This is a genomic window from Kocuria sp. p3-SID1428 (assembly GCF_025149945.1).
In the GTDB taxonomy this organism is placed as follows: domain Bacteria; phylum Actinomycetota; class Actinomycetes; order Actinomycetales; family Micrococcaceae; genus Kocuria.
Genome location: NZ_JALXVH010000018.1, coordinates 22,259 through 49,037, shown reverse-complemented (window position 1 = coordinate 49,037; position 26,779 = coordinate 22,259). Strand labels below are relative to the sequence as shown.

At 71.2% G+C, this 26,779-nt stretch carries 23 protein-coding genes; 15 read left to right on the top strand and 8 right to left on the bottom strand.

From position 1 onward, the window contains the following. The first annotated feature begins 336 nt into the window (after positions 1-336). The 6 genes from M3E84_RS05760 (at position 337) to M3E84_RS05735 (ending at position 5,126) form a co-directional block, all read left to right on the top strand. Entirely contained in the window at positions 337-1,092 is a 756-nt protein-coding gene (locus M3E84_RS05760; protein WP_311200439.1) for a YggS family pyridoxal phosphate-dependent enzyme, read from the top strand. Between the two features lie 107 nt (positions 1,093-1,199). Then, complete coding sequence (locus tag M3E84_RS05755) at positions 1,200-2,441, top strand: hypothetical protein (protein WP_259895217.1); 1,242 nt, start codon at positions 1,200-1,202, stop codon at positions 2,439-2,441. 52 nt (positions 2,442-2,493) lie between these two features. Next, positions 2,494-3,126: a nucleosidase gene (locus M3E84_RS05750; protein WP_259895216.1), complete on the top strand. Its 633-nt coding sequence runs from the start codon at positions 2,494-2,496 to the stop codon at positions 3,124-3,126. Beyond that, complete coding sequence (locus tag M3E84_RS05745) at positions 3,123-3,848, top strand: lipoyl protein ligase domain-containing protein (protein ID WP_259895215.1); 726 nt, start codon at positions 3,123-3,125, stop codon at positions 3,846-3,848. The genes M3E84_RS05750 and M3E84_RS05745 overlap by 4 nt, the downstream gene beginning before the upstream one ends. Then, a complete protein-coding gene (locus M3E84_RS05740) occupies positions 3,848-4,645 on the top strand; it encodes an SOS response-associated peptidase (RefSeq protein ID WP_259895213.1) in 798 nt (265 codons plus the stop codon). Before M3E84_RS05745 ends, M3E84_RS05740 begins: the two co-directional genes overlap by 1 nt. Before the next feature lie 49 nt (positions 4,646-4,694). After that, positions 4,695-5,126 (top strand): pyridoxamine 5'-phosphate oxidase family protein, encoded by a 432-nt coding sequence (locus M3E84_RS05735; protein WP_259895211.1) that lies wholly within the window; start codon positions 4,695-4,697, stop codon positions 5,124-5,126. Between the two features lie 108 nt (positions 5,127-5,234). On the opposite strand, the gene M3E84_RS05730 is transcribed toward M3E84_RS05735, so the two are convergent. Then, a complete protein-coding gene (locus M3E84_RS05730) occupies positions 5,235-6,998 on the bottom strand; it encodes an ABC-ATPase domain-containing protein (protein WP_259895209.1) in 1,764 nt (587 codons plus the stop codon). 156 nt (positions 6,999-7,154) lie between these two features. Between M3E84_RS05730 and M3E84_RS05725 the strand changes: the two genes are divergently transcribed. Continuing rightward, on the top strand, positions 7,155-9,563 hold the full coding sequence (locus M3E84_RS05725) for an excinuclease ABC subunit UvrA (protein ID WP_259895207.1): 2,409 nt from the start codon (positions 7,155-7,157) through the stop codon (positions 9,561-9,563). A 21-nt stretch (positions 9,564-9,584) separates the two neighbouring features. On the opposite strand, the gene M3E84_RS05720 is transcribed toward M3E84_RS05725, so the two are convergent. Both M3E84_RS05720 and M3E84_RS05715 read right to left on the bottom strand, forming a co-directional pair. Continuing rightward, positions 9,585-10,220 (bottom strand): DNA-3-methyladenine glycosylase I, encoded by a 636-nt coding sequence (locus M3E84_RS05720; protein WP_259895205.1) that lies wholly within the window; start codon positions 10,218-10,220, stop codon positions 9,585-9,587. A gap of 97 nt (positions 10,221-10,317) precedes the next feature. Next, entirely contained in the window at positions 10,318-11,679 is a 1,362-nt protein-coding gene (locus M3E84_RS05715) for an SNG1 family protein (protein WP_259895203.1), read from the bottom strand. Positions 11,680-11,791: 112 nt separating this feature from the next. Between M3E84_RS05715 and M3E84_RS05710 the strand changes: the two genes are divergently transcribed. From M3E84_RS05710 to M3E84_RS05690, 5 genes are all read left to right on the top strand, one after another. Continuing rightward, entirely contained in the window at positions 11,792-12,433 is a 642-nt protein-coding gene (locus M3E84_RS05710) for a TetR/AcrR family transcriptional regulator (protein WP_259895201.1), read from the top strand. A gap of 142 nt (positions 12,434-12,575) precedes the next feature. Next, a complete protein-coding gene (locus M3E84_RS05705; protein ID WP_259895200.1) occupies positions 12,576-13,034 on the top strand; it encodes an FHA domain-containing protein in 459 nt (152 codons plus the stop codon). A 76-nt stretch (positions 13,035-13,110) separates the two neighbouring features. Then, entirely contained in the window at positions 13,111-13,893 is a 783-nt protein-coding gene (locus tag M3E84_RS05700) for a MerR family transcriptional regulator (RefSeq protein WP_259895198.1), read from the top strand. A 43-nt stretch (positions 13,894-13,936) separates the two neighbouring features. Then, positions 13,937-14,476, top strand: a complete 540-nt coding sequence (locus tag M3E84_RS05695) for a bifunctional nuclease family protein (protein WP_259895196.1) — start codon at positions 13,937-13,939, stop codon at positions 14,474-14,476. 163 nt (positions 14,477-14,639) lie between these two features. Then, entirely contained in the window at positions 14,640-15,209 is a 570-nt protein-coding gene (locus tag M3E84_RS05690; RefSeq protein WP_259895224.1) for a MerR family transcriptional regulator, read from the top strand. A gap of 299 nt (positions 15,210-15,508) precedes the next feature. Here M3E84_RS05690 and M3E84_RS05685 read toward each other — a convergent pair whose 3' ends face one another. After that, positions 15,509-16,318, bottom strand: coding sequence for a ParA family protein (locus M3E84_RS05685; RefSeq protein ID WP_259895194.1), 810 nt, complete (start codon positions 16,316-16,318; stop codon positions 15,509-15,511). Positions 16,319-16,457: 139 nt separating this feature from the next. Between M3E84_RS05685 and M3E84_RS05680 the strand changes: the two genes are divergently transcribed. Continuing rightward, a complete protein-coding gene (locus tag M3E84_RS05680; protein ID WP_259895193.1) occupies positions 16,458-17,912 on the top strand; it encodes a mycothione reductase in 1,455 nt (484 codons plus the stop codon). 141 nt (positions 17,913-18,053) lie between these two features. Here M3E84_RS05680 and M3E84_RS05675 read toward each other — a convergent pair whose 3' ends face one another. From M3E84_RS05675 to M3E84_RS05665, 3 genes are all read right to left on the bottom strand, one after another. After that, the gene (locus M3E84_RS05675; protein WP_259895191.1) at positions 18,054-19,331 is read right to left on the bottom strand and encodes an MFS transporter; all 1,278 of its coding nucleotides are present in this window, start codon (positions 19,329-19,331) and stop codon (positions 18,054-18,056) included. A gap of 14 nt (positions 19,332-19,345) precedes the next feature. Beyond that, on the bottom strand, positions 19,346-21,331 hold the full coding sequence (locus tag M3E84_RS05670; protein ID WP_259895189.1) for a long-chain fatty acid--CoA ligase: 1,986 nt from the start codon (positions 21,329-21,331) through the stop codon (positions 19,346-19,348). A gap of 65 nt (positions 21,332-21,396) precedes the next feature. Next, on the bottom strand, positions 21,397-21,798 hold the full coding sequence (locus tag M3E84_RS05665; RefSeq protein ID WP_259895187.1) for a hypothetical protein: 402 nt from the start codon (positions 21,796-21,798) through the stop codon (positions 21,397-21,399). A gap of 186 nt (positions 21,799-21,984) precedes the next feature. Here M3E84_RS05665 and M3E84_RS05660 point away from each other — a divergent pair, with 186 nt between their 5' ends. Together M3E84_RS05660 and M3E84_RS05655 are read left to right on the top strand one after the other, a co-directional pair. Then, the gene (locus M3E84_RS05660; RefSeq protein ID WP_259895185.1) at positions 21,985-22,689 is read left to right on the top strand and encodes a 1-acyl-sn-glycerol-3-phosphate acyltransferase; all 705 of its coding nucleotides are present in this window, start codon (positions 21,985-21,987) and stop codon (positions 22,687-22,689) included. Positions 22,690-22,899: 210 nt separating this feature from the next. Further along, positions 22,900-24,261 (top strand): class II 3-deoxy-7-phosphoheptulonate synthase, encoded by a 1,362-nt coding sequence (locus M3E84_RS05655; RefSeq protein WP_259895222.1) that lies wholly within the window; start codon positions 22,900-22,902, stop codon positions 24,259-24,261. A gap of 78 nt (positions 24,262-24,339) precedes the next feature. On the opposite strand, the gene M3E84_RS05650 is transcribed toward M3E84_RS05655, so the two are convergent. Continuing rightward, a complete protein-coding gene (locus M3E84_RS05650; protein ID WP_259895183.1) occupies positions 24,340-26,724 on the bottom strand; it encodes a protein kinase domain-containing protein in 2,385 nt (794 codons plus the stop codon). Positions 26,725-26,779 lie beyond the last annotated feature (55 nt).

Below are 26,779 nucleotides of genomic sequence, written 5' to 3'. Positions count from 1 at the left end.
TGTTGGCCTCGGCCGGCGGCCAGCCTCCGCCGGCGCCGCGCTGCGCACGGCAGGTCGAAGCGCTTGAAAAGCAATCAATGCCGCAGGTCACAGTGTGGTGACGCGTCACCACAGAGGGGGGGCAGTGACCTCGACGCCCCCCCCCCGAACAGTTGTGTGTTGAACTGGGCAACCCGAGTTGCCGGGTGTTGTCGATCACATCTGGGCCGAAATCTGTCCGCAGATGAGCGGGGACGGTCGCGTCGTCACAATCCGATGCGAATGGATCGAATTAGACGCTGGCCGACTCATGGGTCGGGGAAGCGGCTCGACCGACGGTGACCTACCGTGGGGCTCATGGATTCGACGACTCAGCAACCTCACCGGACGCACGACTCCTCCGCGCAGGAGCAGGTCCGCGAGATCGCCGCCGGCCTCGAGGGCGTGCGCGAGCGCATCGCAGCGGCGGCGCGGGAAGCCGGACGCGATCCGGAGGGCATCCGCCTGCTGCCGGTGTCCAAGACGGTGCCAGCCGAGCGGCTGCGCGCCGCCGTCGCCGCCGGGTGCCGGGAGCTGGGGGAGAACAAGGTCCAGGAGGCCGCGGGCAAGGCCGCCGAGCTCGCCGACCTGGAGCTGCGCTGGTCGGTGATCGGGCATCTCCAGCGCAACAAGGCCAAGGACGTGGCGGCCTTCGCTCACGAGCTGCAGTCCCTGGACAGCCTGCGCACCGCAGAGGCCCTCGAGCGCCGCCTGCAGGGAGAGGGGCGCAGCCTCGAGGTGATGGTCCAGGTCAACACCTCCGGCGAGGAGTCCAAGTCCGGGCTGGCTCCGGAGCAGCTGCCCGAGCTGCTGAGCGAGCTGGAGCAGTTCGAGACGCTGCGGGTCACGGGGCTGATGACCATCGCCATGGACTCCGAGGACGAGCAGCGGGTGCGCGGCTGCTTCCGGCTCCTGCGTCAGCTGCGCGATCGGGCGCGCGAGGACGGCCCGGGTTTCGTGGGCGATGGCGAGCTGTCCATGGGCATGTCCGGCGACCTCGAGCTGGCGATCGCCGAGGGAGCCACCTGCGTGCGGGCGGGGCGCGCGATCTTCGGCCAGCGCCCGCGCCCCTGAGGCGGTGGCGCCGCCTGGTCTGAGCGGGGCCGAGGCGGCAGGGTATTGTTGCCCTCCCGCAAAGGCCCTGTGACGGCAGCGGCGGAGCCCCCGAAGGAGACCTGCGCATGAGCGGAAGTCGCACCGAGACCTCAGAGTATGCGGATCCCCTGGTCGTGGAGATGGGCGAGCGGCGCCGACGGAACCTGTTCGGCGCGCGCAACGTGCTCTCCCTGCTGGCCCTGCTCGGGCTGTGCATGGCAAGCACCTCGCTGGCAGCCGGCGGGGCCCCGGGGACCTGGACCCCCTGGCGCTCCGAGGTCGATGAGCGCAGCTACCTCTTCGCCACGATCTGCCTGCAGGCGGCCATGACCATCAGCGGCATGCTGGTCGCCCACACCGTCCTCAGCCAGCCGCCGCCCGTCGGGCCCCGGATCCTGGCGGGACGTATCGGCACGTACTTCATCACCCTGATCCCGACCGCGGGCGTCCTGGTGGTCGCCGAGCTGCTCAGCGACGGCCCCCTGCCGGTTCCCCGGCTTCTCGTGGCCATGGTCGCGGTCTATCCGGTGTGCATAGCGGTGATCGACCTGCTGCTGGCGCCCCTGCTGCTGCGGAAGTGGGCGTGGGTGATCGCCTTCGCCGTGCTGACGGTGTGGATGGTCGTGGCGCTGGCCGCCGGCACCACCCAGGTCTCGGCTCCGACCACGTTCATGGCGGCGCTCTCCGGGGTGGAGTTCCTCTCCGACGCCGCGACCGTGAACTCGATCCTCACGCTCGGAACGTGCTTCTGGGCCGGAGCTGCCGTGGCCTGTCTGGGAAACCTGGTGGACAGCCACGGCCCGGTCGTGCGGACCATCGTGCCGCCGGTGGCTGCGCTCGGCACGCTGATCTTCCTGCCGCAGATACTCACCGGCGCCTCCGTCGGGCACATCATGCTGGCCACGGCACTGGCCCCGCTCGTGGACGTCAATCAGCCGCGATGGCTGACGGAATTCGACGTCGGCTTCGGCCTCCTGACCATCGGCTGGGTCGCGGGTGTCGGCGGCAGCCTCCTCGTGGTCGGGACGATCACCCCGTGGGGCACAGCGTTGAGCGCCCTCGTGATCGGCGGCGGTCTGAGCGTCCTCATCGGATCCCTGGTGGGGCGCCGCCCCTGGGGCAGCGGCACATCGTCGGGCCCGCACGGGGCGTCCTCGGCGCTGAGCGGCCGAGGCAGGCGCCGCCGGGAGGCGACGCGGCGGGGACGGGCCCTGAGGCCGGGTGAGCACACCGGGTTCCCGGACTCGCGGCGTCGTCTGGTGGTCGATCAGGGGCAGACGTACTGGGAGGATCGCGCGCAGGCCGACGACGAGCCCGGGGCGCGCTGAGCACCACGACGCCTGCGCCGCCGCGCGGGTGCGCCCCATTAGAGTGGGGCGCGTGAATCGAGTGCTCGTCATCGCGGCGCATCCGGCGGAGACCGCGCAGCTGCCACCGGAGGCCGACGTCGTCCTGACCGGGATCGGCATGTCCCGAGCCGCCGCGGTCACGGCCCGTGCGGTGCTCGAGCGGGCTCCGTCGCCGGCCGAGCGCCGTGGGCTCAAGGTGGTGAACCTGGGCAGCTGCGGCGGCCTGCGGCCCGGGTTGTCGGGGGTCTGCGAGCCCTCCGAGATCCTCAACCGGGATGTCGACGCCGAGCTCATGCGCGCCATGGGCTCCGATCCGGATGACCTGATCCGCCTGTCCGAGCTGGGGCAGACCGGCGACGGCTCCGTGCTGGCCACCGGCGACTCGCTCGTGGCCGGCGGCCCGGTGCGCGATGCCCTGGCCGAGCGGGCCCACCTGGTGGATATGGAGGGCTTCGCGGTGGCCACGGCCTGCCGCGAGCTGGGCGTGTCCCTGCGCATGGCCAAGCACGTCTCCGACGACGCCGACTCCCAGGCTCTCGAATGGCTCGAGCGGGTGCGGATCTCCGCGCGCGAGCTCGCCACCTGGTACCGGGCCCATCACCACGAGATGGTCTCCGGCGCACCGGCCGATGCAGCGTCGAACCGACCGGAGGACGAGGCATGAAGCTGATCCGACAGCGCGATTCCCTGGGGCCGGAGCTGGACTACACCGCCGGCGAGCGGATGCTGGGCGCAGTGCGGGCCAGCCGCGAGCCCGTGCTGCGGCTCTACCAGCCCCGGCCCACGGTGGCCTTCGGGCGCCGTGACGAGCTGCTGGCCGGCTTCGGCGTAGCGGAGCGCTCCGCGCGGCGCAGCGCCTTCACCCCGCTCGTGCGCAAGGTCGGCGGGCGGGCGGCCGCCTACCACCGCGGCTGTCTGATCATCGACCACATCGAGCCCTCGGAGGATCCCAAGGCCGGGATCCAGGACCGCTTCGAGCTCTTCGGCGACATGATCGTGGCGGCCCTCGAGGAGCTCGAAGTCCATGCGGATGTCGGCGAGCTGCCGGGGGAGTACTGCCCCGGGGAGCACAGCGTCCACGGCACGGGGCGCACCGTCGATCGGGCGCAGGCGCAGATCAAGCTCGCCGGTGCCGCCCAGCGCGTGGTCTCCGATGCGTGGTACTTCTCCACGGTGATCGTCGTGGAGCAGTCCGAGCCGCTGCGCTCCGTGCTCACTGATGTCTACCGCGACCTCGGCCTGCAGTGGGATCCCGGCACCTGCGGGGCCGTCGACGACCTCCGCCCCGGCACCCGCGTCTCGGAGGTCGAGGCCGCGGTGCGCAAGGTCTACGGCATGTATGCCCGGCACATGGGCTACGGATCCTTGAGAGAGCAGGCCTTCTGATGTGTGGACGCTATGTGATCGCCCGGGCCGCCGGGGACCTGATGGCCGATGTCGATGCCCAGCCCGGTGAGCCCTTCCAGGGGGCCGACCTGGAGGAGCTGCGGGCCAACTGGAACGTCGCGCCCACCACCGAAGTGCCCATCGTCCTGGAGCGGCTTGACGACGGCCAGGTGCTGCGCGAGCTGCACGTGGCCCGCTGGGGCCTGGTGCCGTCGTGGGCCAAGGAGATCTCCGTGGGTGCGCGCATGTTCAACGCGCGCTCGGAGACCGCCGCCGAGAAGCCGTCCTTCCGCGCGGCCGTGAAGAAGCGGCGCTGCGCGATCCCGGCCAACGGGTACTACGAGTGGCGCAAGCGGCTCGGGCCCGATGGCAGGCCCGCCAAGGGCACCAAGGACGCTCCGGCCAAGCAGCCGTACTTCATCCACCCGCCCAGCGAGTCCGAGAACATCTGGTTCGCCGGGCTCTACGAGTGGTGGCAGGACCCGCAGGGCCAGTGGATCCTCTCGTGCTCGATCCTCACCGCCGAGTCCCCGGATCCGGACAGCGACGACGAGACCCTCGCCGAGCTCGCCGCGATCCACGACCGCATCCCGGTGGCCATGGATCGCGATGCCCTCGATGCCTGGCTCGACCCCTCCGCGGAGGACAAGGACGGAGCCCAGGCCCTCATCGAGCGCGTTGTGGCCCAGCACGAGACCGTGGCGGCCACGTGGGAGCTGAGGCCCGTCGGCCAGGCCGTGGGCAGCGTGCGGAACAACTCGCCGGAACTCGTGGAGCCGGTGGCCTCCCTCTTCTAGCGTGGGCGCACCGGGGGATCCGCCCCGGCGGCACCGAGAAGGAGGATCCGTGAGCGATTTCACCGAGAATCCGACCGCAGCGCTGGCGGCCTTCGTCGCGGACGTCGGAGGCGTGGTCGTGGCGACCGAGCCGGTCGACGGCGGCTTCCCCGAGTCCGCGTGGGTCAACACGGCCGTCACGCCGTCGGGTCTGATCGTGTTCGGGACGTCGAAGGAATCGCGCAAGGCCCTCAACCTGCAGTCGAACCCCAAGGTCTCGCTCGTGGCGGTGGACGGCCAGGGTCATGAGATCCAGGCCCATGCCGAGGCTCAGGTTTTGACCGGCCCGGAGGCAGGGCAGGCCGGTCAGGCGCTGGCTCAGGCCCACCCCGGAGGCGATCCCGATCCGGCGACCGCGATCCTGGTGGGGCTATCGGTCGTGTGGGCCCGGTGGGTCGACGCCACGCAGGTGCCCCCGCACGCGGAGGAGGCCTCCTTCTGAGGGGGAGCTGCCTCCCGTGACGCGATCGAAGTCTTGCTTTCACGTCGAGGCCGAGACCTGAGGAGGCCCCGGCCTCCGTGTCTCGTGAGGAGGTCCCAGCAGGAGGTGTCAGCCCGTCTGCTCGGCCAGGCTCCGGCAGCGGCCCAGGGCCGCCAGGATCTCCGCGCGACGCGGTCTGGCCATGTCGCCTGGATGCCCCCGATGCGCGGACAGCGTGTCCAGGCCGTCGCGATCGATCGTCTCGAGAACGCGCTCGACCGCCTCGGCCGCCGTCGTGGACCCGTCCAGGTGCGCGGCCGCGGCATCCAGCGCCAGGGCGATCGCCTGGGTCTGCCCCGGCTCCACGAGCTGGGCGAGCGCCGAGAGATCCACGTCCTCCCGGCCGCGCTGGATCGTGTGCAGACCCCGGGCCCGCGACGGCTTGGGGCGCTCGCCGTCCCCGCTCGATCCCCGTCCGCGTCGGCCGCGCTCGGAGCCGCCGTCGCGGCGCGGGGCGCCCAGGGCTCCGGCAGGCAGCACGCGGTCCACGCCGTGGGGGAACAGCTCGTCATCGCCCTCCTCCAGGGCGGCAGGCTGCTCGGCGATCAGCTGTCGCACCTGCGCGGTGGCATCGCGCGGCTGGTAGGACTCCATGGCGATCACATGATCGGCCGCTTCGAAGAACGCGCTGGAGCCGCCGGCCACCAGCACGGTCGAGACGCCGAGCTGGCGGTGCAGCGGCCCGATCCTGTCCATGAAGGGCGTGATCGGCTCGGCATCGGCCGGGATCAGAGCGCGCATGCGGGCGTCGCGGATCATGAAGTTCGTGGCCGAGGTGTCCTCATCGATCAGCAGCGCAGGGCTGCGCGCCTCGATCGCCTCGACCAGACCGGCGGCCTGGGAGGTCGAGCCGCTGGCATTGGCGGTGACGAACGCGGAGGTGTCGGTGCCCTGTGGCAGCCCGGCGATGAACGGCGAGATGTCCGTGCCGGCCACGCTGCGTCCGTCCTCGGCGCGGATGGACACGGCGTCGGGACGGGTGAGCACCCACTCGCGTCCATCGCCTGCGATATGCGGATGGATCCCGCGCTCCAGGGCGCGCAGCAGCGTGGACTTGCCGTGGTAGCCGCCGCCCACGATGACCGTGATGCCCTCCGGGATCCCCATGCCGGTCACCGAGCGGCCGCTGGGCAGCTCGAAGCTCGTGCGCAGGGTCTCGGGGCACTGCAGGGGCTGTGCGCCGCGGCGCAGCGGCAGGTCTGAGTCCCCGGAGGCCCGCGGCAGGATCGAGCCCTCACCCACGAAGGCGATCAGCCCGCGCTGCCCCAGCTGCGCCTGCAGGTGCAGCTGATCCAGCACCAGCTCCACCTGCCGCCGCAGCGCCTCGACATCGAGGGCGCCGGGCAGCAGCGAGCGCTCGACCGCTTGCGGCAGGGCCTCGGCCAGCAGCGCGGTTGCCGCGCTGCCGCGGATCCGTCGCCCGCCGGCCGGCAGGGCGGCCTCCAGCCGCAGCTCCACGTGCTCGGGATCGACGAGCACGGCCGTGCGCTCCAGGACCTGCTGGCCCGGGACCATCATCCGCAGGGAGCCGGCGGCCTTGTCGCGACCGCTCGGGCCGACCCGTCGCAGCGCGTCGCAGAACAGCCGTGTGAGGTGATCGCCCGCAGCCACCCTCTGGGCGTGCTCGCGCACCAGGTCGCCCGGCACACCGGTGTCCGCGCGATCCAGCACCAGCCGGATCTTCGACGGCGGCGCATACGGGTCGGACTGCACATGATCGACGTGCAGCACTGCCGGGCCCAGGTCCCAGGCACCCTGCAGGTCGCGGTAGGCGGGGTAGCCGCGCCCGTCCATGCGGGCGAGCTCGCGGCGGAGGTCTTCGAGAGTGCGCATCCCGCCAGGCTAGGCACGAGCTCGGCGTCTCGGCCAGCGAGGGCCACGCCGTCCGCGTCGTCTCCGAGGGGTGCCGCGGTGGCGCGCCTCGCGCGTCGAGCTGCGCCGTGGCGTGCCCAGCCGCATCGTTGTGAGCCTTCCGTACTCTGGTGCCTCATGAGCGATCCAGCCCCCCGTGACGCCGCCGGCAGCGGCCAGGACAGCACCGCCGAGCGAGCCCATGAGGTCATCCGCGTGCTCGGCGCGCGGCAGAACAACCTGCAGGACATCTCGATCGAGATCCCCAAGCGCCGCCTCACGGTCTTCACCGGCGTCTCGGGCTCGGGGAAGTCCTCGCTCGTGTTCTCGACCGTGGCGGCCGAGTCCCAGCGGCTGATCAACGAGACGTACAGCTCCTTCGTGCAGGGATTCATGCCCTCCACGGCCCGCCCAGATGTCGACGTCCTGGAGGGGCTGACCGCGGCGATCATCGTGGATCAGGAGCGGATGGGCTCGGATCCGCGCTCTACGGTCGGCACCGCGACCGACGCCCATGCGGTGCTGCGGATCCTGTTCTCCAGGCTGGGCGACCCGCACATCGGGCCGCCCCCGGCGTTCTCGTTCAACACTGCGTCGGTCACGGCCAAGGGCTCGATCACCGTGGCCAAGGGCAAGCAGGAGAAGAAGCTGAGCTCGTTCACCCGCACCGGCGGCATGTGCCCGAGGTGCGAGGGTCGCGGCACGGTCTCGGACCTGGACCCGCGCGAACTCTACGACCCGTCCAAGTCGCTCGAGGACGAGGGAGCCATCACGGTCCCCGGCTATAAGGCCGGCGGCTGGTCCGTGCGCTACTACGCCGAATCCGGGTTCCTGGATCCGGCCAAGAAGATCGGTGACTACACCGATCAGGAGCTGCACGACTTCCTGCATCACGAGCCCGTGCGCCTGAAGTTCCGCGGCATCAACACCACCTACGAGGGTCTGATCCCCAAGATCCGCTCCTCGATGCTGTCCAAGGACCGGGAGTCCATGCAGCCCCACATCCGCGAGTTCGTGGACCGGGCGGTGACCTTCACGACGTGCCCGGAGTGCGGCGGGACTCGGCTGGCGCAGGCGGCGCTGTCGTCGCTGATCGACGGGAAGTCGATCGCGGACTTGTGCCGGATGCAGATCACCGAGCTCGCCGAGTGGGTCCGCACCCGCGACCTGCCCTCGGCCGGGCCGCTGCTCGAGTCGCTTCAGCAGATCCTGGACTCGTTCATCGACATCGGCCTGGGCTACCTGTCCCTGGACCGGGCCGCCGGCACCCTCTCGGGAGGCGAGTCCCAGCGCACCAAGATGATCCGCCACCTGGGCTCGGCGCTCTCGGACGTGACCTACGTCTTCGACGAGCCCACCACCGGCCTGCACCCGCACGACATCGAGCGCATGAACCGGCTCCTGCTCAGCCTCCGGGACAAGGGCAACACGGTGCTCGTCGTCGAGCACAAGCCCGAGGTCATGCGCATCGCCGACCACATCGTTGATCTCGGACCCGGCGCGGGCACCGAGGGCGGGCAGATCACCTTCCAGGGCACGTTCGAGCACCTGCGAGCCTCCGAGACGCTCACCGGCAGGCACGTCGGGTACCGGGCACGGCTCAAGGACGACGTCCGCCGAGCGACCGGCGCCCTCGAGATCCGCGGGGCGGATGCCCACAACCTCCGCGACGTCGACGTCGAGATCCCCCTGGGCGTGCTCACCCTCATCACGGGCGTGGCCGGGTCCGGCAAGTCGTCCCTGATCCACGGCTCGATGCCGTCCGAGCAGCGCGATCGCCACGACGTGGTGAGCATCGATCAGACGCCCATTCGCGGGTCCCGGCGCTCGAGCCCCGCGACCTATACGGGCCTGCTGGAGCCCATCCGCAAGGTCTTCGCCAAATCCAACGGGGTCAAGCCTGCCCTGTTCTCCGCGAACTCCGAGGGCGCCTGCCCGCAGTGCGGCGGCGCCGGAGTGATCGAGACGGATCTGGCGCTCGCGGGTTCGGTCTCGGCGACCTGCGATCTGTGCGAGGGCCGGCGCTACGACGCCTCCGTGCTCGAGCACACCTTCGGCGGCAAGGACATCGCGCAGGTGCTGGCCATGTCGGTCGCCCAGGCCCTCGAGTTCTTCACCGCCTCCGAGTCCCGGGTCCCGGCGGCCCAGCGGATCCTCGAGCGGCTCGACGATGTCGGCCTGGGGTACCTGCGGGTCGGCCAGCCGCTGTCCACGCTGTCCGGGGGTGAGCGCCAGCGCCTCAAGCTGGCGACGCACCTGGGGGAGAAGGGCGGGGTGATCGTGCTCGACGAGCCCACCACCGGCCTGCACCTGGCGGATGTGGAGGCCATGCTGGCGATGCTCGACCGGCTCGTTGACAGCGGGCGCAGCGTCATCGTGGTCGAGCACCATCAGGCGGTCATGGCCCATGCCGACTGGATCATCGACCTGGGCCCCGGCGCCGGCACCGAGGGCGGGCGCGTGGTCTTCCAGGGCACCCCGCGCCAGCTCGTCGAGGACGCGTCCACGCTGACGGGCCAGCACCTGGCGCAGTACGTGCAGCACTGAGCGGGGCCGCAGGAGCGCGGCTCAGGCCGGCCAGATCCCCGAGCTGCCCCGTCGGTGGGAGCCCATCGGGTGCAGGTCGACCACCCCGATCGCCGACATCAGCGCGTACATGGTCGTGGGGCCCACGAACACGAAGCCCTCCTTCTTGAGGGCTTTCGACATCGCCTTCGACTCCGGGGACTGCGTGGGCGCCTCGGCCATGCTGCGCGGCTGCGGCGTGGCCTCGGGCTGGAAGGACCAGATCAGCTGCCCCAGGCCGCCGCGCTCGCGCAGGGCGACCGTGGCCTGCGCGTTCGTGATCGTGGCCCGGATCTTGGCCCGATTGCGCACGATGCCGACATCGGCCATCAGCCGGGCCTCGTCGTCGTCGCCGAACGCGGCCACGGCCTCCGGGTCGAATCCGGCGAAGGCCTCGCGGAAGGCCGGGCGCTTGCGCAGGATCGTGGCCCAGGACAGCCCGGACTGGAAGGCCTCGAGGCTCAGCCGCTCGAACAGACCCTGCTCATCGCGGATCGGCATGCCCCACTCGGTGTCGTAGTACTCCTGCAGCAGGGGGCTGGCGGCAGCCCACTCCGGGCGCACGAGCCCGTCGTCGCCGCGCACGAGCCCATCATGGGAGGGCGCGGCGCTGGACGGATCGGGGCTGGACTCGCTCATGGGGCTCCTCGGCTCGAGAACGCAGGACGGCGGGCACGCTGCTGCGTGCCCGCCGTGATCCTAAGGCCCCGGCCAGACTGCCGGAGGTCCGCTGTGCTCACACAGCGGCGTGCTTGCCCTTGCCGTGGATGAGGCCGCGGCGACCCGCGATCCGATCCCACAGCGGGCTGATGAGCACCGCCAGCACGACGAATGCCGCGAGCACACCCAGCAGGCCGAGCACGCCGGTGCCGAGACCCGCGTCCGCACGAGCGTCGAAGAAGAACACGTCGCGCGTGCACAGCCACAGATAGTGCAGCGGCTCCCAGGACGACAGGCCGTGGAAGAACCCGGGAAGGGCCTCGGGCGGGGAGACGGCCCCGGCCGAGGGCAGGCCCATGAAGACCAGGTAGAACATGGCCGCGAGCATGCCGGCGCTGCCCATCACGGTGATCAGCGACAGCGTGGCAGCGCCGAAGGTCACGATCCCCAGCCAGGTCACCAGGAACAGTGTGCCCCCGTTGGGCATGGGGACATCCACTATGGCCCCGGCCAGCATCATCAGGCCCGACGCCCCAGCTGCGCCGATGATCACGATGCCGAGCTTGAGCGCGAAGGTCGCCAGCCGGGACATCCCGGTGGGCGCGTAGTAGGTCAGCGACGGGCCCATCTCCCAGGGGGCCACGCCGTTGAGGCCGTCGACCAGGGTCGAGACGGCCACCGAGCCGGACAGTCCGACGACCAGCGCCACGATGGCCCAGTAGAAGGGGCCCATGCCTAGGGCGACGCCGTCGGGCAGCTCCTCCCAGGCAGTCTGGTTCTCCATGATGGGATCGCTGAGCGTCGACTCGGCGACCGTGGTGAGGCTCGGGGTCGGGCCGTCGGCCTTCTCGAGCTGCTGGATCTGGTTCTGCGCGCTCGGCAGCAGCTGCTCGCCCAGGCTCGAGGACGCCGACGAGACGGCCGGATCCATCACGCCCGTGGCCAGCCGGGAGGTCATGGACCCGGCCTGAGGGGAGGTGACGATGTCGATCACCGGCTGCTGGCCGTCGCCGTCGCCGCCCAGCGAGGCGCTGATCAGCGCGGTCGAGCGCTGGCTGAAGTCCGAGGGCACGACGATCGCGCCGTAGGCCTCGCCGCTCTTCAGGGCGTCCTCGGCGTCCTCGCGGGAGAGCAAGCGGAAGTCCACCTCATCGCTGTCCTCGCCCTGGGCGACGATCTCCTCGGCGATCTCCTGGCCCATCTGCACGTCGGTGGGCGAGCCGTCGGGGCCGGGCATCTGGGCTCCCTCGTCCTCGTTCACCACGGCGATCGGGAACTCGTGCAGGTTCTGCTGAGGCGAGCCCAGTCCGCCCATGTAGAGCAGGACGCCCAGGAAGCCGATGATCATGATGACCAGCGGCGGCAGCAGCCAGCGAACGGTCCGCGGCAGCGCCCGGACGACGGGCCGACCGGCCTCCAGTCTGGGGGAAGAGGGCATGACGTGCTCCTGGATCGGAAGATTCTGAACTTCTCAATACACCTATGTATTGAATATCTGATATCCACGCTACACTCGAGGACTGCACCGATGGGACTCGAAGGGACGTGAGATGCACGACGCATGGCCGGAAGGCGGCACAGAGGTTGCCAAGCGATCTCGTGCCCAGACCCGAAGGCGACTGATCGAGGCCTCGCCCCGGGTCTTCGTGGAGCGGGGGATCGGCGGTGCCAGTGTGGCACAGATCTGCTCGGCGGCCGGGTTCACCCGCGGCGCCTTCTACAGCAACTTCGAGTCCAAGGAGGAGCTGGCCGCGGCGATCTACGTGGATCACGTCGACCGGCTGGTCGAGCTGCTCTCACAGGGCGTCGTCGAGCAGCTCGATGCCGGCGTGCCCTTCGACAAGATTCTGCGCTGGGTCATCGACTCGATCTCCGGGGTCTCCAGCGACTCCGAGTGGCACCTGTTCCGGCTCGAGATGCACCTGGCCTCTCGCCGCAGCGAGGAGATGCGCCGGGTCGTCGAGGATCAGGACGAGCGTCTGCTGGGCGCTGCCGAGGAGGCGCTGGGCCACGTCCAGGCGCACGGGATCCAGCTGAAGCTGCCCATCGACGTTCTGGCCCGGCTCTTCGTGGCCGTGCGCGACGGCGAGGAGATGCGCATGCCGGCACCCACGGGCGACAGCCTCCTGCGTCCCGTGTGGGAGGCGTTCACCATCCTTCCCCTCGATGATCAGAGCATGCCCCGGACATGACTAGACTGTCCGGTGATCATCCGCATCTGCGTCATGCGCCGGGGGCTGCGGAGCACACCTCCGGCAGGCGGCTCGCGGGCCGATCCCCACTCGTCGGCCTGAGAGCCTGCGAGCACGACTTCGACCGAGGAGCACGGAAGCCATGAGCACGCCGTCCGAGAGCACTGCCCCCTCCGCCGGCCCCGAGACCACCAGCATCCAGGTCGTCACCGATGTCCTGTCTCGGGAGGCCAACCACCGACTCAGCGCCGAGGAGCGCGCTGCGGTCGAGGCCCTGCCCCCGCGCACCGCCCTCCTGGTGGAGACGGTCGAGCACGGCGCCCGCGCCTCCCGCTTCCTGCTGGACACGGATGAGGTCTCCGCCGGCCGCCACCCCAGCTCGGACATCTTCCTGCACGACGTCACGGTCTCGCGCAAGCACGCGGGCTTCCTGCGTCGGGAGAACGGCTTCGAGATCGTCGATCAGGGTTCGCTCAACGGCACCTACGTCAACGGCGACCGCGTGGACTCGGCGCGGCTCAACGGCGGCGACGAGGTCCGCATCGGCAAGTTCACCTTCGTCTACTACAACTCCGCGCGCCGGCCGGGCCAGAGCGCCTGAGTCCCCGGCCGCATCCGCAGGCTCGCGCCCGTCGGCTTCGGCGGTACGCGTGGCATCCGTTGAAGGGAGGGCGCCTTTGAGCGATCAGTCCGCCTCCGAACGGCCCGCCCGCCGGGTCAGCATCGGTGCGCTGCTGCGGAAGCTCGAGCCTGACTTCCCCGGGATCACGGCCTCCAAGATCCGCTTCCTCGAGGATCAGGGGCTCGTGCACCCCGAGCGCACCGCCTCGGGCTATCGCAAGTACGGCGCTGGGGACCTCGAGCGCCTGCAGGCCGTGCTGCGGCTGCAGCGCGAGCACTACATGCCCCTGAAGGTCATCCGCGAGCTCGCCGACGCCGGTCGGCTCCTCGACTTCCAGCAGCCTCCTGCTGCGGCAGCGTCCCAAGACCGCGCCCCGGAGCAGGGCTCGGAGGAGGAGGGCTCGGAGGCGTCGTCGTCGGGGTCCGTGCTCAGTCGCCGCCACGAGCAGTCGCTGACCATGCAAGAGCTGTGCCGGCGCTCGGGTGCAGGGGTGGCGCTGGTGCGCGAGCTGTTGAGCTTCGGGCTGCTGCACGACGGCGCCGGTCACTTCGACAGCCATGACATCGCCGTGGCCGCTGCTGCCCGTGAGCTGCAGGCCTTCGGTGTGGAGCCCCGGCACCTGCGCACGCTCAGGCAGGCGGCCGACCGGGAGACCGGGCTGGTGGAGCAGGCCGTGGCCACGGAGGCCACGCGGCGCACGCAGGAATCGGCGCGACGGGCGGCCCAGCGCGCCGAGGAGATCGCCGGACTGTGCCTGAGCCTGCACGCCGCGCTCGTTGCGAGCCGGCTTGAGCAGCTGCAGCTCGAGATCGCCCCCGAGGACTCGGCGCAGGACTGAGGCCGCACTCGTACCGGCGGCGATCGATTCGGAAAGGAGCGCCATGGCGCAGCAGGATCACCTCATGGAGATCGAGGGGGTGCGCATGGACCTGCCCTCGGCGCAGCCCGTCGTGGTGCTTCGGGAAGCAGAAGGACAGCGCTACGTGCCGATCTGGGTGGGCAGCTCCGAGGCGACCTCGATCGTCTTCGCGGTGCAGGGCATCGAGGCGCCCCGCCCGCTGACCCACGATCTGCTGGTCTCGGTCGCCTCGGCCTTCGGGCGCAGCCTCGAGCGGGTGCGCGTGCACATGGTCGAGGACACGGTATTCCACGCCGCGCTGGTCTTCGACGACGGCACCGTGGTGGACTCCCGCGCCTCGGATGCCATCGCCCTGGCGGTGCGCGTCGAATGCCCCGTGCTGTGCGCATCGTCCGTGCTGGAGCAGGCCGGGCTGATCATGACCGGGGACGGCGAGCTGCGCGAGCCCGGCGACACGGCCGCCGGCGAGAACGATTCCGCAGGCCCCGAGGAGGCCGACCGGCAGGTCCGACGCTTCCGCGACTTCCTGGACACGGTGGATCCCGAGGATTTCCAGGGCTGACGGGTAGACTTCTGCGAGCGGGTCCATCGGATCCGCTTCCGCCTCCGGCATCTGCCGCGGGACGTCATCGGCAGCACAGGAAGGGAGGACGCGCGTGAAGGACACCGAGCACGTCGAGCACCTCTCCGCCGGTTTCCCGGACGAGCTCCTCGCTGAGGATCCCATCCTGCCGATCTTCACGTCCCTGACGGGCGGAACGCAGGGCGTCCTCTTCGACGACGAGCGCCAGGCCCTGGACGACACCGTCGGCTACCGCGGCGCCACCGCCTGCAAGATCGCCGGCATCACCTACCGCCAGCTCGACTACTGGGCGCGCACCGAGCTCGTGGAGCCCACCGTGCGCAGCGCCAAGGGCTCCGGCACGCAGCGCCTCTACAGCTTCCGCGACATCGTCGTGCTCAAGATCGTCAAGCGTCTGCTGGACACCGGCGTCTCGCTGCAGCAGATCCGCTCGGCCGTTCACGCGCTGCACGAGCGCGGCGTGGAGGACCTGGCCCGGCTGACGCTGATGAGCGACGGCGCCTCGGTCTACGAGTGCACCTCCCAGGAGGAGGTCATCGACCTCGTCCAGGGCGGTCAGGGCGTCTTCGGCATCGCCGTGGGCCGCGTGTGGCGCGAGGTCGAAGGCTCCCTGGCGGGCACCCCTCCCGCCAACGGCGAGGGGGAGACCGGCGAGTTCCCCGGCGACGAGCTCTCCGCCCGGCGTGCGCGCCGCCAGCAGAACGTCAGCTGACCCGCACCCCGGTCGCTGCGCAGCATGAGCTGCCCCGGCCGCCCGATTCTCCGCCGGAGATCCATCGAGGTCATCGGGCCGTCACGTTGCTTCCGACACATCGACGGGCCGCTTCGCCACCGTTGACTCATCGACTGGCCGATTCGCCACCGGTTCCGCGTCGAATCGGTGGCAGAGAGGCCTGTCGATGGTTGTGGCGTGCCGAATCGGCCCCTCGACGTGGGTGAAGCGGGAGATCGGCCGGTCTATGACCAGGTGCCAGGGGCACCGGCCGCTCGTGCGCCGCCGACGACGCCGGCTCAGTCCATCAGGCCGCGCAGGATCGAGGTGAACCGCGAGGCCATGTCCGCAGCCTGCGCCCCCGGCCAGCGGTGGATCGGCCAGGCTGCGCCCTGCGCGCGGTGCCACACGGCGCGATCCGGGATGACGGGGGATACCAGCAGGGCGCCGAACAGCTCCTGCAGCTCGGCCACGCGGTGACGGTGCTCGGTGTCGTCGTCGGCGACCTTGTTGACCAGCACGGAGGCCGAGGGGACGGCGCGCCGGGAGCTGGCCTCGAACTGGCCGATCGCGGTCATGGTGCGCTGCGCGCCGGCCACGGAGAACAGCGAGGGCTCGGCCACGGTGAGCACCTTGTCCGAGGCGGCCCAGGCCAGCCGGGTCAGCGCGTTGAGATTCGGCGGGCAGTCCACGAGCACCAGGTCGTAGTCCGTGTCCAAGCCCTCGAGGGCGCGGGAGAGCCGATCGAGGTCCTTGCCGCGGAAGGTCGAGCGGTCCAGGCGCGAGGAGCTCGACGAGCCCGGCAGCACGTCCAGTCGTGCCGAGCTGCTGCGCCCGCTGTCACGGGATGCTGCCTGCTCTCGCTCGATCCACGCTGAGGGCACGGCCGCAGCGCGGGCGCCGGAGCGGGCCACGCGGCCGTTGAGCACCGAGCCCACGTCCGCTGAGCTGCGCGCGGCCGCGCCGAGGCCGGTGGTGGCATCGGCATGCGGATCGAGGTCGACCACGAGGACGCGATGGCCGTCGTCCATGGCCGCCGAGGCCAGGCCGAGGGCCACGGAGGACTTGCCGACCCCGCCCTTGAGGCTCGAGATGCTCACGATCTGCACAGTGGGATCCTCCGACGTCGACGCGTCCGCCTCTGGGGATGTCCCCGAGGGGAACAGGCGGGCGCCCTCATGGTACCCAGCGCCGCACGCCCGGCAGGCAGGGGCGGGCGCGCGCCGCCGCGCCGATACAGTGAGAGGCATGCGACGCTTCGACATCATCATCATCGGCTCGGGCTCGGGCAACACGATCCTCTCGGAGGACTACGACGGACTGGAGGTCGCGCTGATCGACGGCGGGATCTTCGGCGGCACCTGCATCAATGTCGGCTGCATCCCCACCAAGATGTACGTCTATCCGGCCGAGGTGGCGCAGTCCGCGCGCGACGTCGATCGGCTCGGCGTGAGCGCCCGGGTCGAGGACGTGCGGTGGCGGGAGATCCGCGACCGGATCTTCGGGCGCATCGACGCCATCTCCGTAGGCGGGCTGGCCTACCGGCAGTCGCTGCCGAACGTGACGGTCTACCAGGAGCACGTGCGCTTCACAGGCCCGCGTACTCTCATCACGGACTCCGGCGAGCAGCTCGAGGCCGAGCAGATCGTGATCGCCTCCGGCTCGCACGTCACCACCCCCGGGGTGCCCGGCGAGGACCTGCCGCAGGTGCACACCTCCGACACTGTGATGCGCATCGACGAGCTGCCGCGGCGCGTGGTCGTGGTGGGCGGCGGCTTCATCGCCGCCGAGTTCGCGCATATCTTCCACGGCCTGGGCTCGGCGGTCGTTCAGCTCAACCGCTCCGGCCGGCTGCTGCGCGGCCATGACGCCGAGATCGTGGAGCGCTTCACCGCAGCAGCCTCCGAGCAGTGGGATCTGGCGCTGCACCAGGGGATCGATGCGATCGTCGACAACGGGGACGGCACCGTGACCGTCCGCTCGCTGGCCAGCGGCGACGGCGGCGCACCGGCGGGGGAGGTGCGCGAGGACGTCGCCGACATCGTCCTGCTGGCCACCGGCCGCCGCCCCGCCACCGACCTGCTGGACCCGGCGGCCGGCGGTCTCGGCGTGGACGAGTCCACGCACCTGCTGCGCGTCGACGAGCACCAGCGCGTCCTGTCCCCGGAAGGCGAGGTCGTGCCGGGCGTGTGGGCGCTGGGCGACATCTGCAGCCCCTCGCAGCTCAAGCACGTGGCCAACCACGAGGCCCGGGTGGTCGCCCACAACCTCCTGAACCCGCAGTCCCTGCTGCGCAGCGATCACCGCTTCGTGCCCTCGGCAGTGTTCACCCACCCGCAGATCGCCTCCGTGGGCATGACCGAGCCCGAGGCTCGCGAGTGGGCCGAGGCGAACGGCACCGAGATCACCGTGAAGGCCCAGGAGTTCGGCGACGTCGCCTACGGATGGGCCATGGAGGACCGGCACGGGCTGTGCAAGCTGATCGCCGACCGGGCCACCGGCCAGCTGCTGGGCGCGCACCTGATCGGGGAGGCGTCGTCGTCGCTGATCCAGCCGCTGATCCAGGCCATGAGCTTCGGCCTCGACGCCGCCTCGATGGCACGCGGCCAGTACTGGATCCACCCCGCGCTGGCCGAGGTCGTGGAGAACGCGCTGCTCGGGCTCGACGTCCAGGTCGACGGGGCTGTGGCGCTCGAGCACTGACTCGTCTGCGGGTCGGTTCCTGGGCGGGTAGGGGCGGTGGGCCCCTCCCTTGACTGCTTCGCTTGATGTCTGCGGGAGGGGCCCACCGCCCCTTCCGCTGCTCGGTCGGATGCCTGCGGAGGCGGACGACTCAGCGTGGGCTCAGGCGGGGGCGGGCTGGCGCAGGCGACCGGCGGCGAGCAGGGCGAGGACCGCCATCACCGGGATGATCAGCAGCGCCAGGCGCAGACCCACGACGTCGGAGACGGCGCCCACGAACGGCGAGAGCGACAGGAACGCCCCGCGCATCAGCCAGCTCACCACCGTGAGCCCCGTGCCAGGACGCAGACCCGGCACCAGATCGGCGGCGTGATAGGCAGAAGGCACCAGCGTGGCCGAGCCGAGGCCGGCCAGGAAGAACCCGGCGATCGCCACTGCGGAGACCGGGGCGATGACCACTAGGGCGATGCCCACGGCGATCCCCGCAGCTCCGCACCGGGCCATGGCGGCATCCCCGAAACGGTCAACCATCCGATCGCCCATCAGCCGCCCCAGGAACTGCGCGCACATCAGCGCCACCAGACCGAGTCCCGCGATCGTGGCGGGAGAGTCGAGGACCTGGCGCAGGTACAGCGCCGACCAGTTCTGCCCGAGGTCCTCGACCATCACGCCGGTGATCGCCACCAGCGTGATCAGCACGAGCATGCCGACGGCCCGGCGCGCAGACGCACTCGTCCCGCGCCCGGCCGAGGCCGCACCAGTCGCCGTCCCCACCGTGCCGGCCGACCCCTCATTCCCGGCCGCCGCCTCGCCCGCGGGAACGGTGCGCAGCGTGGCGACCTCGTCGGCGGTGAGCACACGGGTTCCCGCCATCAGCGCCACCGCTGTGAAGATCGCGCCTGAGCACAGCAGATGGATGCCCAGCGGCACGTGCAGCGCCAGCGCAGCGGTGCCCATGAGGCCGCCGATCACGGAGCCGAGGCTCCACAGGGCGTGCATCGAGTTCAGGATCGATCTGCCCGTGCCGCGCTGGACCTCGAGGGCCTGAGCGTTCTGGGCGGTGTCGGTGATGGCATCGAGCATTCCGGCCAGCATCAGGGCCACGAGGTAGGCCAGCAGCACCAGCAGGCCCCCGCCGATGTCTCCGGAGACGCCTGCCAGCGTGATCATGACCGCGATGGCGACGGAGCCCGCCACAGCCGTGCGGCCGGACCCCCAGCGCCGCAGGATGGGAGCCGGAGCGGTTCCGGCCAGCAGCGAGCCCAGGGGGAAGGCGATCACCACGAACCCGTAGGCGGTGTTCGACAGCTCGAAGGCGTCCTTGATCTGCGGCAGACGCGGCAGCAGGTTCGCGAAGACCGCGCCGTTGACCAGGAACAGCAGCGCTGCCCCCATCCGGGCCCGACGGAGGCGCTGCGGATCCTCTGCCGGAGGCGTCACGGAGGCGCCTGGCGTCATTGTCCATCCGGCCTGCGCCCTCGCACGGACTCCGCAGAATCGCGCAGACGATCGCGCAGTCCGCGGAACTCCTCGCGCAGCTGGGCGGCGCGCTCGCGGGTCATCTCCTGGCGGGGCGCCGGGGCGGGTCGGGAGTAGATCTCCTCGATCTGCTCGGCGAACTCCCGCAGGATCACCGCACGGCGCAGCTTCAGCGACGGCGTGAGGTGCCCGGAGGCTGGGGTGAAGTCCACGGGCAGGATCTGGAAGGCGCTGATGCCCTCGGCCTTGGAGACACGGCGGTTGGCGAAGTCCACGATCTCCTGGACGTGCTCGATCACGGCCGGGTGCTCGGCGGCCTGCGCAGGACTCATCGACGGATCCAGACCCAGGCCGCGCAGGCACTGCGGCAGCAGCTCCGCGTCCAGGGTGATCAGCGCGGCGATGAACCGGCGGCCGTCGCCGAGGACCATGCACTGGCTGATGATGGCCGCAGTGCGGATGGGGCTCTCGAGGACGTCGGGGATCACGTTCTTGCCCCCGGCCGTCACCAGGATCTCCTTCTTGCGCCCGGTGACCCGCAGCATGCCGCGCTCGTCCAGGGAGCCGAGGTCGCCGGTGGCGAACCAGCCGTCGTGCAGGGCCCCGTCGGTGAGGTCGGGGCGCCCGTGGTAGCGGGCGAGCACATGCGGGCCGCGGACCTCGATCTCGCCGTCTTCGGCCAGGCGCAGCTCATGCCCGGGCAGGGGACGCCCGACGGTGCCCAGCGCCGCCGTGCGCGGGGTGTTCGCGGCCACCGGAGCCGTGGTCTCGGTCAGGCCGTAGCCCTCGACCACGAAGATCCCCATCCCGTTCAGGGTGTGCGCGAGCTCCTCGCCCAGGGCCGCGCCGCCGGAGATCGCCCAGCGCACGCGCCCGCCCATGGCCGCGCGCAGCGGCGCGTAGACGAGCCTCTCCCACAGCCGGTGACGCAGCCTCAGCGCGGGCGAGACGCGGCCGTCCTGGCGCTGACGGGAGAAGGCCTCCGCATCCTCGACGGCGCGCCGGAAGATCTCGGCGCGCAGCCTCCCACCGCTCTCCGCCTTGAGCCGGGCGCTGGTCATGATCTTCTCGAACACGCGCGGCACGGCCAGCAGGAACGTGGGCTGCACGCGCTGCAGATCGCCCATCAGCGTCTTCACGTCCGGGGTGTGGACCAGGGTGAGTCCGCCGTGGACCGAGATGACCTCCACCATGCGGGCGAATACGTGGGCCAGGGGCAGGAACAGCACGGTGCGGGAACCGGGGCGGAGGACCTGGGGCAGGAAGGGGCGCAGGTTCTCGCACAGGAACACGAAGTTCCGGTGCGTGAGCTCGCAGCCCTTGGGCGGGCCGGTGGTGCCGGAGGTGTAGATGATCGTGGCGGTGTCGTCGAGCCGGCGGCTGGTGCGTCGGCGCTCGAGCTCGTCGTCGTCGACGCCCGCGCCCAGGTTGATCAGCCGCGCGAGGTCGTCCCCGGTGCCGTCCAGGCGCCAGATCCGCTCGGCGGCACGGAGCTCGGGCTCCAGCTCAGGCGCCTCGTCAAAGCCGTCGAGGCTGCCCTCGGCCAGATCGGCGGCGGCCTGGCGGACGGCGGCCTCGAGCTTCTCGTCCTCCACGAACACTGCGCGGGCCTGCGAATCGCCCAGGTTCCAGGCGATCTGATCAGGCGAGGAGGAGTCGTAGACGGGCACGGACACCGCCCCGGCCCACCAGATCGCGAAGTCGACCAGGGTCCACTCGTAGCGGGTGCGCGAGAGGATGCCCACGCGCTCGCCGGGCTCGATCCCCGCCGCGACCAGTCCCTTGGCCACGGCCCGGACCTCTTCGCGGAAGGCGCTCGCGCGCACCTCGACGGAGCCCTCGGCCCGCAGGCGCTCGTAGAGCACCGGGTCCTGCGGGGAGGAGGCGCGCTGGTCGAGCAGGTCGGTGATCCGCTGGGCCTGCAGCTCGGCGACGATGGCCGGCTCGGCTTCGATGCTCATGGTCATCCTCCGTCATCTCGTGCACGATCAGGGCTGGTCGGTCGTCAAGAGCAGGTGCGGGCGCCTCAGACCTGGGCGCCGTCGTCGTACTCGCTGCGATCCTGGGGCAGAGCCTGGAACAGCGAGGCGAGGCTGCCCAGGACCAGGGCCAGGCCCGGGACCCACAGCCACCAGGGGAGGCCGTCGAGCAGGAAGCCGAGCACGAGCATGGCGGCGGCGGTGCCCAGCAGCACGGCCCAGGCCATGATCGTGCCCGGGCGCATCCCGGCGGTCACGGGGCCGGGATCCTCCGGCTGCCAGTCGTCCTCGAGGGGATCGTCGTCCCCGGGCTCCGGGGCCAGCTCGAAGTCGCGGGGGCCGCGGGGCCGCTCCTCGGCCGGGGCAGGCGAGTCGTCGCCCTGCAGCCGGCGGACGATGTCCTCCCAGGCGCGGGCGTCGCTGTGCGGATCACGCTCGGGCGGGGTCATGAGGTTATCCTCTCACTGTCTGCGCGCCGGATCCCCACCGGGTGCGCGCCGACGCCTCGCACGGGCTCGGATCATGCGACAATCACTGCGCGGCGGGGCTCACCGCCGAGCAGCGGCCCGTCGCGCCGTACCAGATCCCGCCACGATGCCCGTGCACCTGCTGGGCCACGAGGAGAGCAACCCGCCATGGTCTACATGTTCCTGAAGGACTGGATCGTGACCCCCGTGATCAACGCGGTCTTCCGCCCGGAGGTCGAAGGCGCCCACCACGTTCCGAGCCAGGGGGCAGCGATCCTGGCCAGCAACCACCTCTCGGCGGCGGATCACATCTTCATGCCGATCGCGGTGCAGCGGCAGATCTACTTCCTGGCCAAGTCGGACTACTTCACCGGCCGCAGCCTCAAGGGCAGGGCGGTCGCCGCGTTCTTCCGCGCGATCAACCAGATCCCCATGGACCGCTCCGGGGGTCGCAAGTCCGCCGCCTCGCTGTCGGCCGGCGGGCGCAAGCTGGCCGAGGGCGAGCTGCTGGGCATCTATCCGGAGGGCACCCGCTCCCATGACGGCCGCCTCTACCGCGCCAAGATCGGTGTTGCCCGCCTGGTCATGGAGTCCGGCGCGCCGGTCATCCCGATCGCCATGATCAATACGGACGTTGTCCAGCCCCTCGGCACGCCGTTCCCGGCACCCTGGCGGCAGAAGGGCAAGCGCGTGAAGACGATCTTCGGCGAGCCGCTGGACTTCTCCGAGTACAAGGGGCGCACGGGCGACCGCGTGGCCGCCCGGGAGATCTCCGATCGCATCACCCAGGCGATCCAGGAGCTGTCCCAGCAGGAGTACGTGGACACCTACGCCGCCGATGCCCGGCGCGCGGCCGAGCACGGGGCCTCCTGAGCCCACGCCCCCGATCACGGGGAATCAGCCGCCCTGCGATAGCGTTGCCTGCGGTGGCCGCAGTCGACGCGGTGCCGCGCAGCCTCGCTGCCGGTGCACGTCGGTCTGTCCTTGCCGCACTTGCGCAATCCCAGGCCGCCTCCGACCTGATCTAGACGAGGGACGATCACCGTGACCCAGCCGCTGTCCGCCGACCAGCCCACTGCCTTCATGCCCGGCCCCAAGCCGAGCACGACGGACTATCCGGGCCTGGACGACTGGCGCGGCCTCACCGCGGACCAGCAGCCGGACTGGGCTCAGCACCCGGAGTTCGAGCGCGTCATGGGCGAGCTGAGCTCGGTTCCGCCCCTGGTCTTCGCCGGAGAGGTCGACACCTTGCGCCGCCGTCTGGCCGAGGTGGCCGAGGGCCGCGCGTTCCTGCTGCAGGGCGGCGACTGCGCCGAGACCTTCGAAGGCGCCACCGCCGACCGCATCTCCGCCCGGGTGAAGACGCTGCTGCAGATGGCCGCCGTGCTCACCTACGGCGCGTCCATGCCGGTCGTGAAGATGGGGCGCATGGCGGGTCAGTTCTCCAAGCCGCGCTCCTCGAATGACGAGACCCGTGGCGATATCACCCTGCCGAGCTTCCGCGGCGAGATGGTCAACGGTTTCGACTTCACCGCCGAGTCCCGCGCCCACGATCCCGAGCGGATGCTGCGCGGCTACCACACCTCGGCCTCCACGCTGAATCTGATCCGCGCCTTCACCGGCGGCGGGTTCGCCGATCTGCGCCACGTGCACGCCTGGAACATGGGCTTCGCTTCCAACCCGGCGCACACCCGCTACGAGAAGCTCGCCAAGGAGATCGACCGGGCGGTGAAGTTCATGGCCGCCTGCGGCGCCGACTTCGATGCCCTGGCCACCACCGAGCTGTTCACCGGCCACGAGGCCCTGCTGCTGGACTACGAGCGCGCTCTGACCCGCATCGACTCCCGCACCCACCTGCCCTACGGCACCTCGGGGCACTTCCTGTGGATCGGGGAGCGCACCCGCGGGATCGACGACGCCCACGTGGACCTGCTCTCGCGCCTGGAGAATCCCATCGGCGTGAAGCTCGGGCCCAAGACCACCGGCGAGGACGCGCTGCGCCTGATCGACAAGCTCGACCCGAACCGCGAGCCCGGTCGCCTCACGTTCATCACCCGCATGGGGGCCAAGAACATCCGCGAGGCGCTGCCTCCGGTCGTGCAGGCGGTCGAGGACTCCGGAGCCAAGGTCGTGTGGGTCACCGATCCCATGCACGGCAACACGGTCTCCACCCCGTCGGGGTTCAAGACCCGCAACTTCGACGACGTCATCGACGAGATCAACGGCTTCTTCGAGGTGCACCGCGCCATCGGCTCGCACCCCGGCGGCATCCACGTGGAGATGACCGGCGACGACGTCGCCGAGTGCCTGGGCGGGGCGGACACCATCGAGGAGGCGCACTTCGCCGATCGCTACGAATCGCTGTGCGATCCGCGCCTGAACCACATGCAGTCCCTCGAGGTCGCGTTCCTGGTGGCCAGCTACCTCTCCGGCGATCAGAGCTGATCCGGCGATCCCTGTGCGGGAAGGGCCCGACTCCTGCAGGAGTCGGGCCCTTCGTCCGCTCGATGGGGCGCTGCCGGCTCAGATGACGCGCAGCGTGATGGTGGTGCCGTCCTGGCTCTGGGAGACCACGCGGTTGAGATTGCCGCCGGCGACCTCCTCGATCTCGACCGTGAAGCCGAGATCCTCGAGCTGATCGCGGGCATCATCCGCATCGCTGCCGACCACCCGCGGGACCTCCTGGGGCTCGGCCCCGGCGGAGACGACCAGGTCCACGGTGCTGCCCTCCTCGACCCGGGCGCCCGCCGACGGGGAGGCGGAGACCACGCTGCCTTCCTCGGAGTCGTCGAACTGCTCCGAGACGGAGCCCACCTCGAGACCGGCGGAGCTCAGCTGTGATTCGGCATCCGTCTGCGACATGCCCACGATCGCGGGGACCTCGACCTGCTCCGGACCGGAGGAGACGGTCAGCACGATCTGCTCGCCCACCCTGGCCTGGGTGCCGGCTGCCGGCGAGGACTCGATGACGCTGCCGGCCGGGACCTCGGTGCTGGGCTGCTCTCGCACGGAGACGTTGGAGAAGCCCTCGGTCTCCACGGACGTCTCGGCCACGGACTGGGTCGTGCCCGCGACCTCCGGGACCACCGCGGTCCGGAAGCTGCCCGAGCCGAGCAGCCAGCCCAGGAAGGCGGCCGCCGCGACGAGCAGCGCGGCCAGGGCAAGGGCCACGATCACCTTCAGCGGATGGCCCTGCTGCAGCCGCACCGTGGGCTTGGACGGATCTACCGGCGCTGATTCGCGCAGCCGGCCGGGACGCTGCTCGGTCTCCTGCTCGGCGGTGTCGCCGTCGGAGCTCGAGGGCTCGTCGAAGGCCGCCAGCCGGTCCACGCTGGGACCCCGGCGCCGCTGGCTCGGATCCACCGACGCGCCCAGACCGCCGGAAGCGCCCACCGCGGTCGAGCCGGTGCGGGTCGCGGCGGAGGCTGCCCCTGCCACGCCTGCGGCCCCCGCCGCTGCGGCGCCTCCTCGCATGGAGGGAAGCACCGACGTGCGCTGAACGCCGTCGCGGTCCTCGGGCGCGTCCTGCCAGGCGGGCATGGCCTCTGTCGGGGCGGAACCGTGCTCGGTGGGCGCGCCGGTTCGCGGCTCGCCGGTGAAGCGGGGCATGGCCTCGGTCGGCGCGGCGTCCGGCGACTGGCCGCCGAAGCCGGGCATGGCCTCCGTGGCGGCGGAAGCGGAGGAGCCGACCCCCTGCGATCTGCTGCTGAGGCCGGGCATGGCCTCGGTGGGCGCTTCTTCGCCGTCCCCAGGCGCCTCGGGTGCCCGGCCGCCCTCGGCGCCGAGCGGGATGCTCAGCACCTGCGTGATCGGCGGGACATCGTCGTCGTCGGCCGGCGCGTCCTGCGCCGCGCTGTCATCGGCACCGGCAGCCGAGCCGTGCTGCAGCCCGGCGGCGGGGGCGGCCGTGGACCCGCCCTGGCGCAGGGCGTCCACCGCCTTCAGGTCGATCGGACCGGTGGCAGGGGCGGTGCTGGGCAGGGTCGTGGCGCCCGGATCCTCCGGTCGAGGAGCCGCCGGGCCGGGGCCCTGCTCCCAGCCCTCGGGAACATGATCGAGGGCATCGAGGCTCAGCTGTCGACGCAGTTCGCCGATCGTGCCCAGCAGCTCGGCGCCGTCGGCGGGGCGGGCCTGCGGGTCCCTGGCGGTCCACGCGCCGACGGCCTCTGCGAGGCCGCGGTCGATCCCGGGGACGGCCTCGAGCAGCGAGGGGACGGTCTTCTCGGCGTGGGCGTGGGCGATCGTCCACGGGCTGCCGTCGAACGGGCGGCGGCCGGTGAGCATCTCCCAGGCCATGATGCCCAGCGAGTACAGATCGGACCGGGCGTCGAGCGTCCGCTCGGTGACCAGCTCGGGAGAGGCGTAGGCCACGGTGCCCAGCACGGCCCCGGATGTGGTGTGCTGATCGGCGGCGCGCGAGAGCCCGAAGTCTGCGACCTTCACGGTGCCGTCCGGGCGCATGAGCACGTTCTCGGGCTTGATGTCGCGGTGGATCAGCCCGGCCTGATGCGCCGCAGCCAGCCCCGCGGCCACCGCCGAGAGGATGGTCAGCGCCTCGCCGGGGCGCAGGAAGCGCTTGCGGCGCAGGACATCGCGCAGGGTCCCGCCCTCCACGTACTCCATGACCAGGAAGACATGGCCGTCGTCGGTGCGGCCCTGATCCAGCACGGAGACCACGTTCGGGTGCGACAGCCGGGCGGCCGCCCTCGCCTCCCGGGCGAAGCGGTCGATGAATGACGGGTCCTCGGTGAGGTGCGCGTGCAGGATCTTGACCGCCACGGTCCGATCCAGCCGCTGGTCGACGCAGCGATACACACCGCCGGTGCCGCCGCGTGCCAGGCGCGGGCCGACGGTGTAGCGGCCTTCGAGGGTCGAGCCGGTCAGATGGTCATCCACTGGCTTGTGCACGAGCCCCACAGTAGGGGAGCGGACTGGACTGCGCCTGGAGGAAGCAGGGCGTGTG

Coding starts and splice junctions, on each gene's coding strand:
- M3E84_RS05705 (WP_259895200.1), top strand. CDS start 12,576: ATGAGCACGCCGTCCGAGAGCACTGCCCCCTCCGCCGGCCCCGAGACC.
- M3E84_RS05655 (WP_259895222.1), top strand. CDS start 22,900: ATGCCCGGCCCCAAGCCGAGCACGACGGACTATCCGGGCCTGGACGAC.
- M3E84_RS05695 (WP_259895196.1), top strand. CDS start 13,937: ATGGCGCAGCAGGATCACCTCATGGAGATCGAGGGGGTGCGCATGGAC.
- M3E84_RS05760 (WP_311200439.1), top strand. CDS start 337: ATGGATTCGACGACTCAGCAACCTCACCGGACGCACGACTCCTCCGCG.
- M3E84_RS05710 (WP_259895201.1), top strand. CDS start 11,792: ATGCACGACGCATGGCCGGAAGGCGGCACAGAGGTTGCCAAGCGATCT.
- M3E84_RS05755 (WP_259895217.1), top strand. CDS start 1,200: ATGAGCGGAAGTCGCACCGAGACCTCAGAGTATGCGGATCCCCTGGTC.
- M3E84_RS05715 (WP_259895203.1), bottom strand. CDS start 11,679: ATGCCCTCTTCCCCCAGACTGGAGGCCGGTCGGCCCGTCGTCCGGGCG.
- M3E84_RS05725 (WP_259895207.1), top strand. CDS start 7,155: ATGAGCGATCCAGCCCCCCGTGACGCCGCCGGCAGCGGCCAGGACAGC.
- M3E84_RS05720 (WP_259895205.1), bottom strand. CDS start 10,220: ATGAGCGAGTCCAGCCCCGATCCGTCCAGCGCCGCGCCCTCCCATGAT.
- M3E84_RS05665 (WP_259895187.1), bottom strand. CDS start 21,798: ATGACCCCGCCCGAGCGTGATCCGCACAGCGACGCCCGCGCCTGGGAG.
- M3E84_RS05740 (WP_259895213.1), top strand. CDS start 3,848: ATGTGTGGACGCTATGTGATCGCCCGGGCCGCCGGGGACCTGATGGCC.
- M3E84_RS05730 (WP_259895209.1), bottom strand. CDS start 6,998: ATGCGCACTCTCGAAGACCTCCGCCGCGAGCTCGCCCGCATGGACGGG.
- M3E84_RS05660 (WP_259895185.1), top strand. CDS start 21,985: ATGGTCTACATGTTCCTGAAGGACTGGATCGTGACCCCCGTGATCAAC.
- M3E84_RS05680 (WP_259895193.1), top strand. CDS start 16,458: ATGCGACGCTTCGACATCATCATCATCGGCTCGGGCTCGGGCAACACG.
- M3E84_RS05670 (WP_259895189.1), bottom strand. CDS start 21,331: ATGAGCATCGAAGCCGAGCCGGCCATCGTCGCCGAGCTGCAGGCCCAG.
- M3E84_RS05745 (WP_259895215.1), top strand. CDS start 3,123: ATGAAGCTGATCCGACAGCGCGATTCCCTGGGGCCGGAGCTGGACTAC.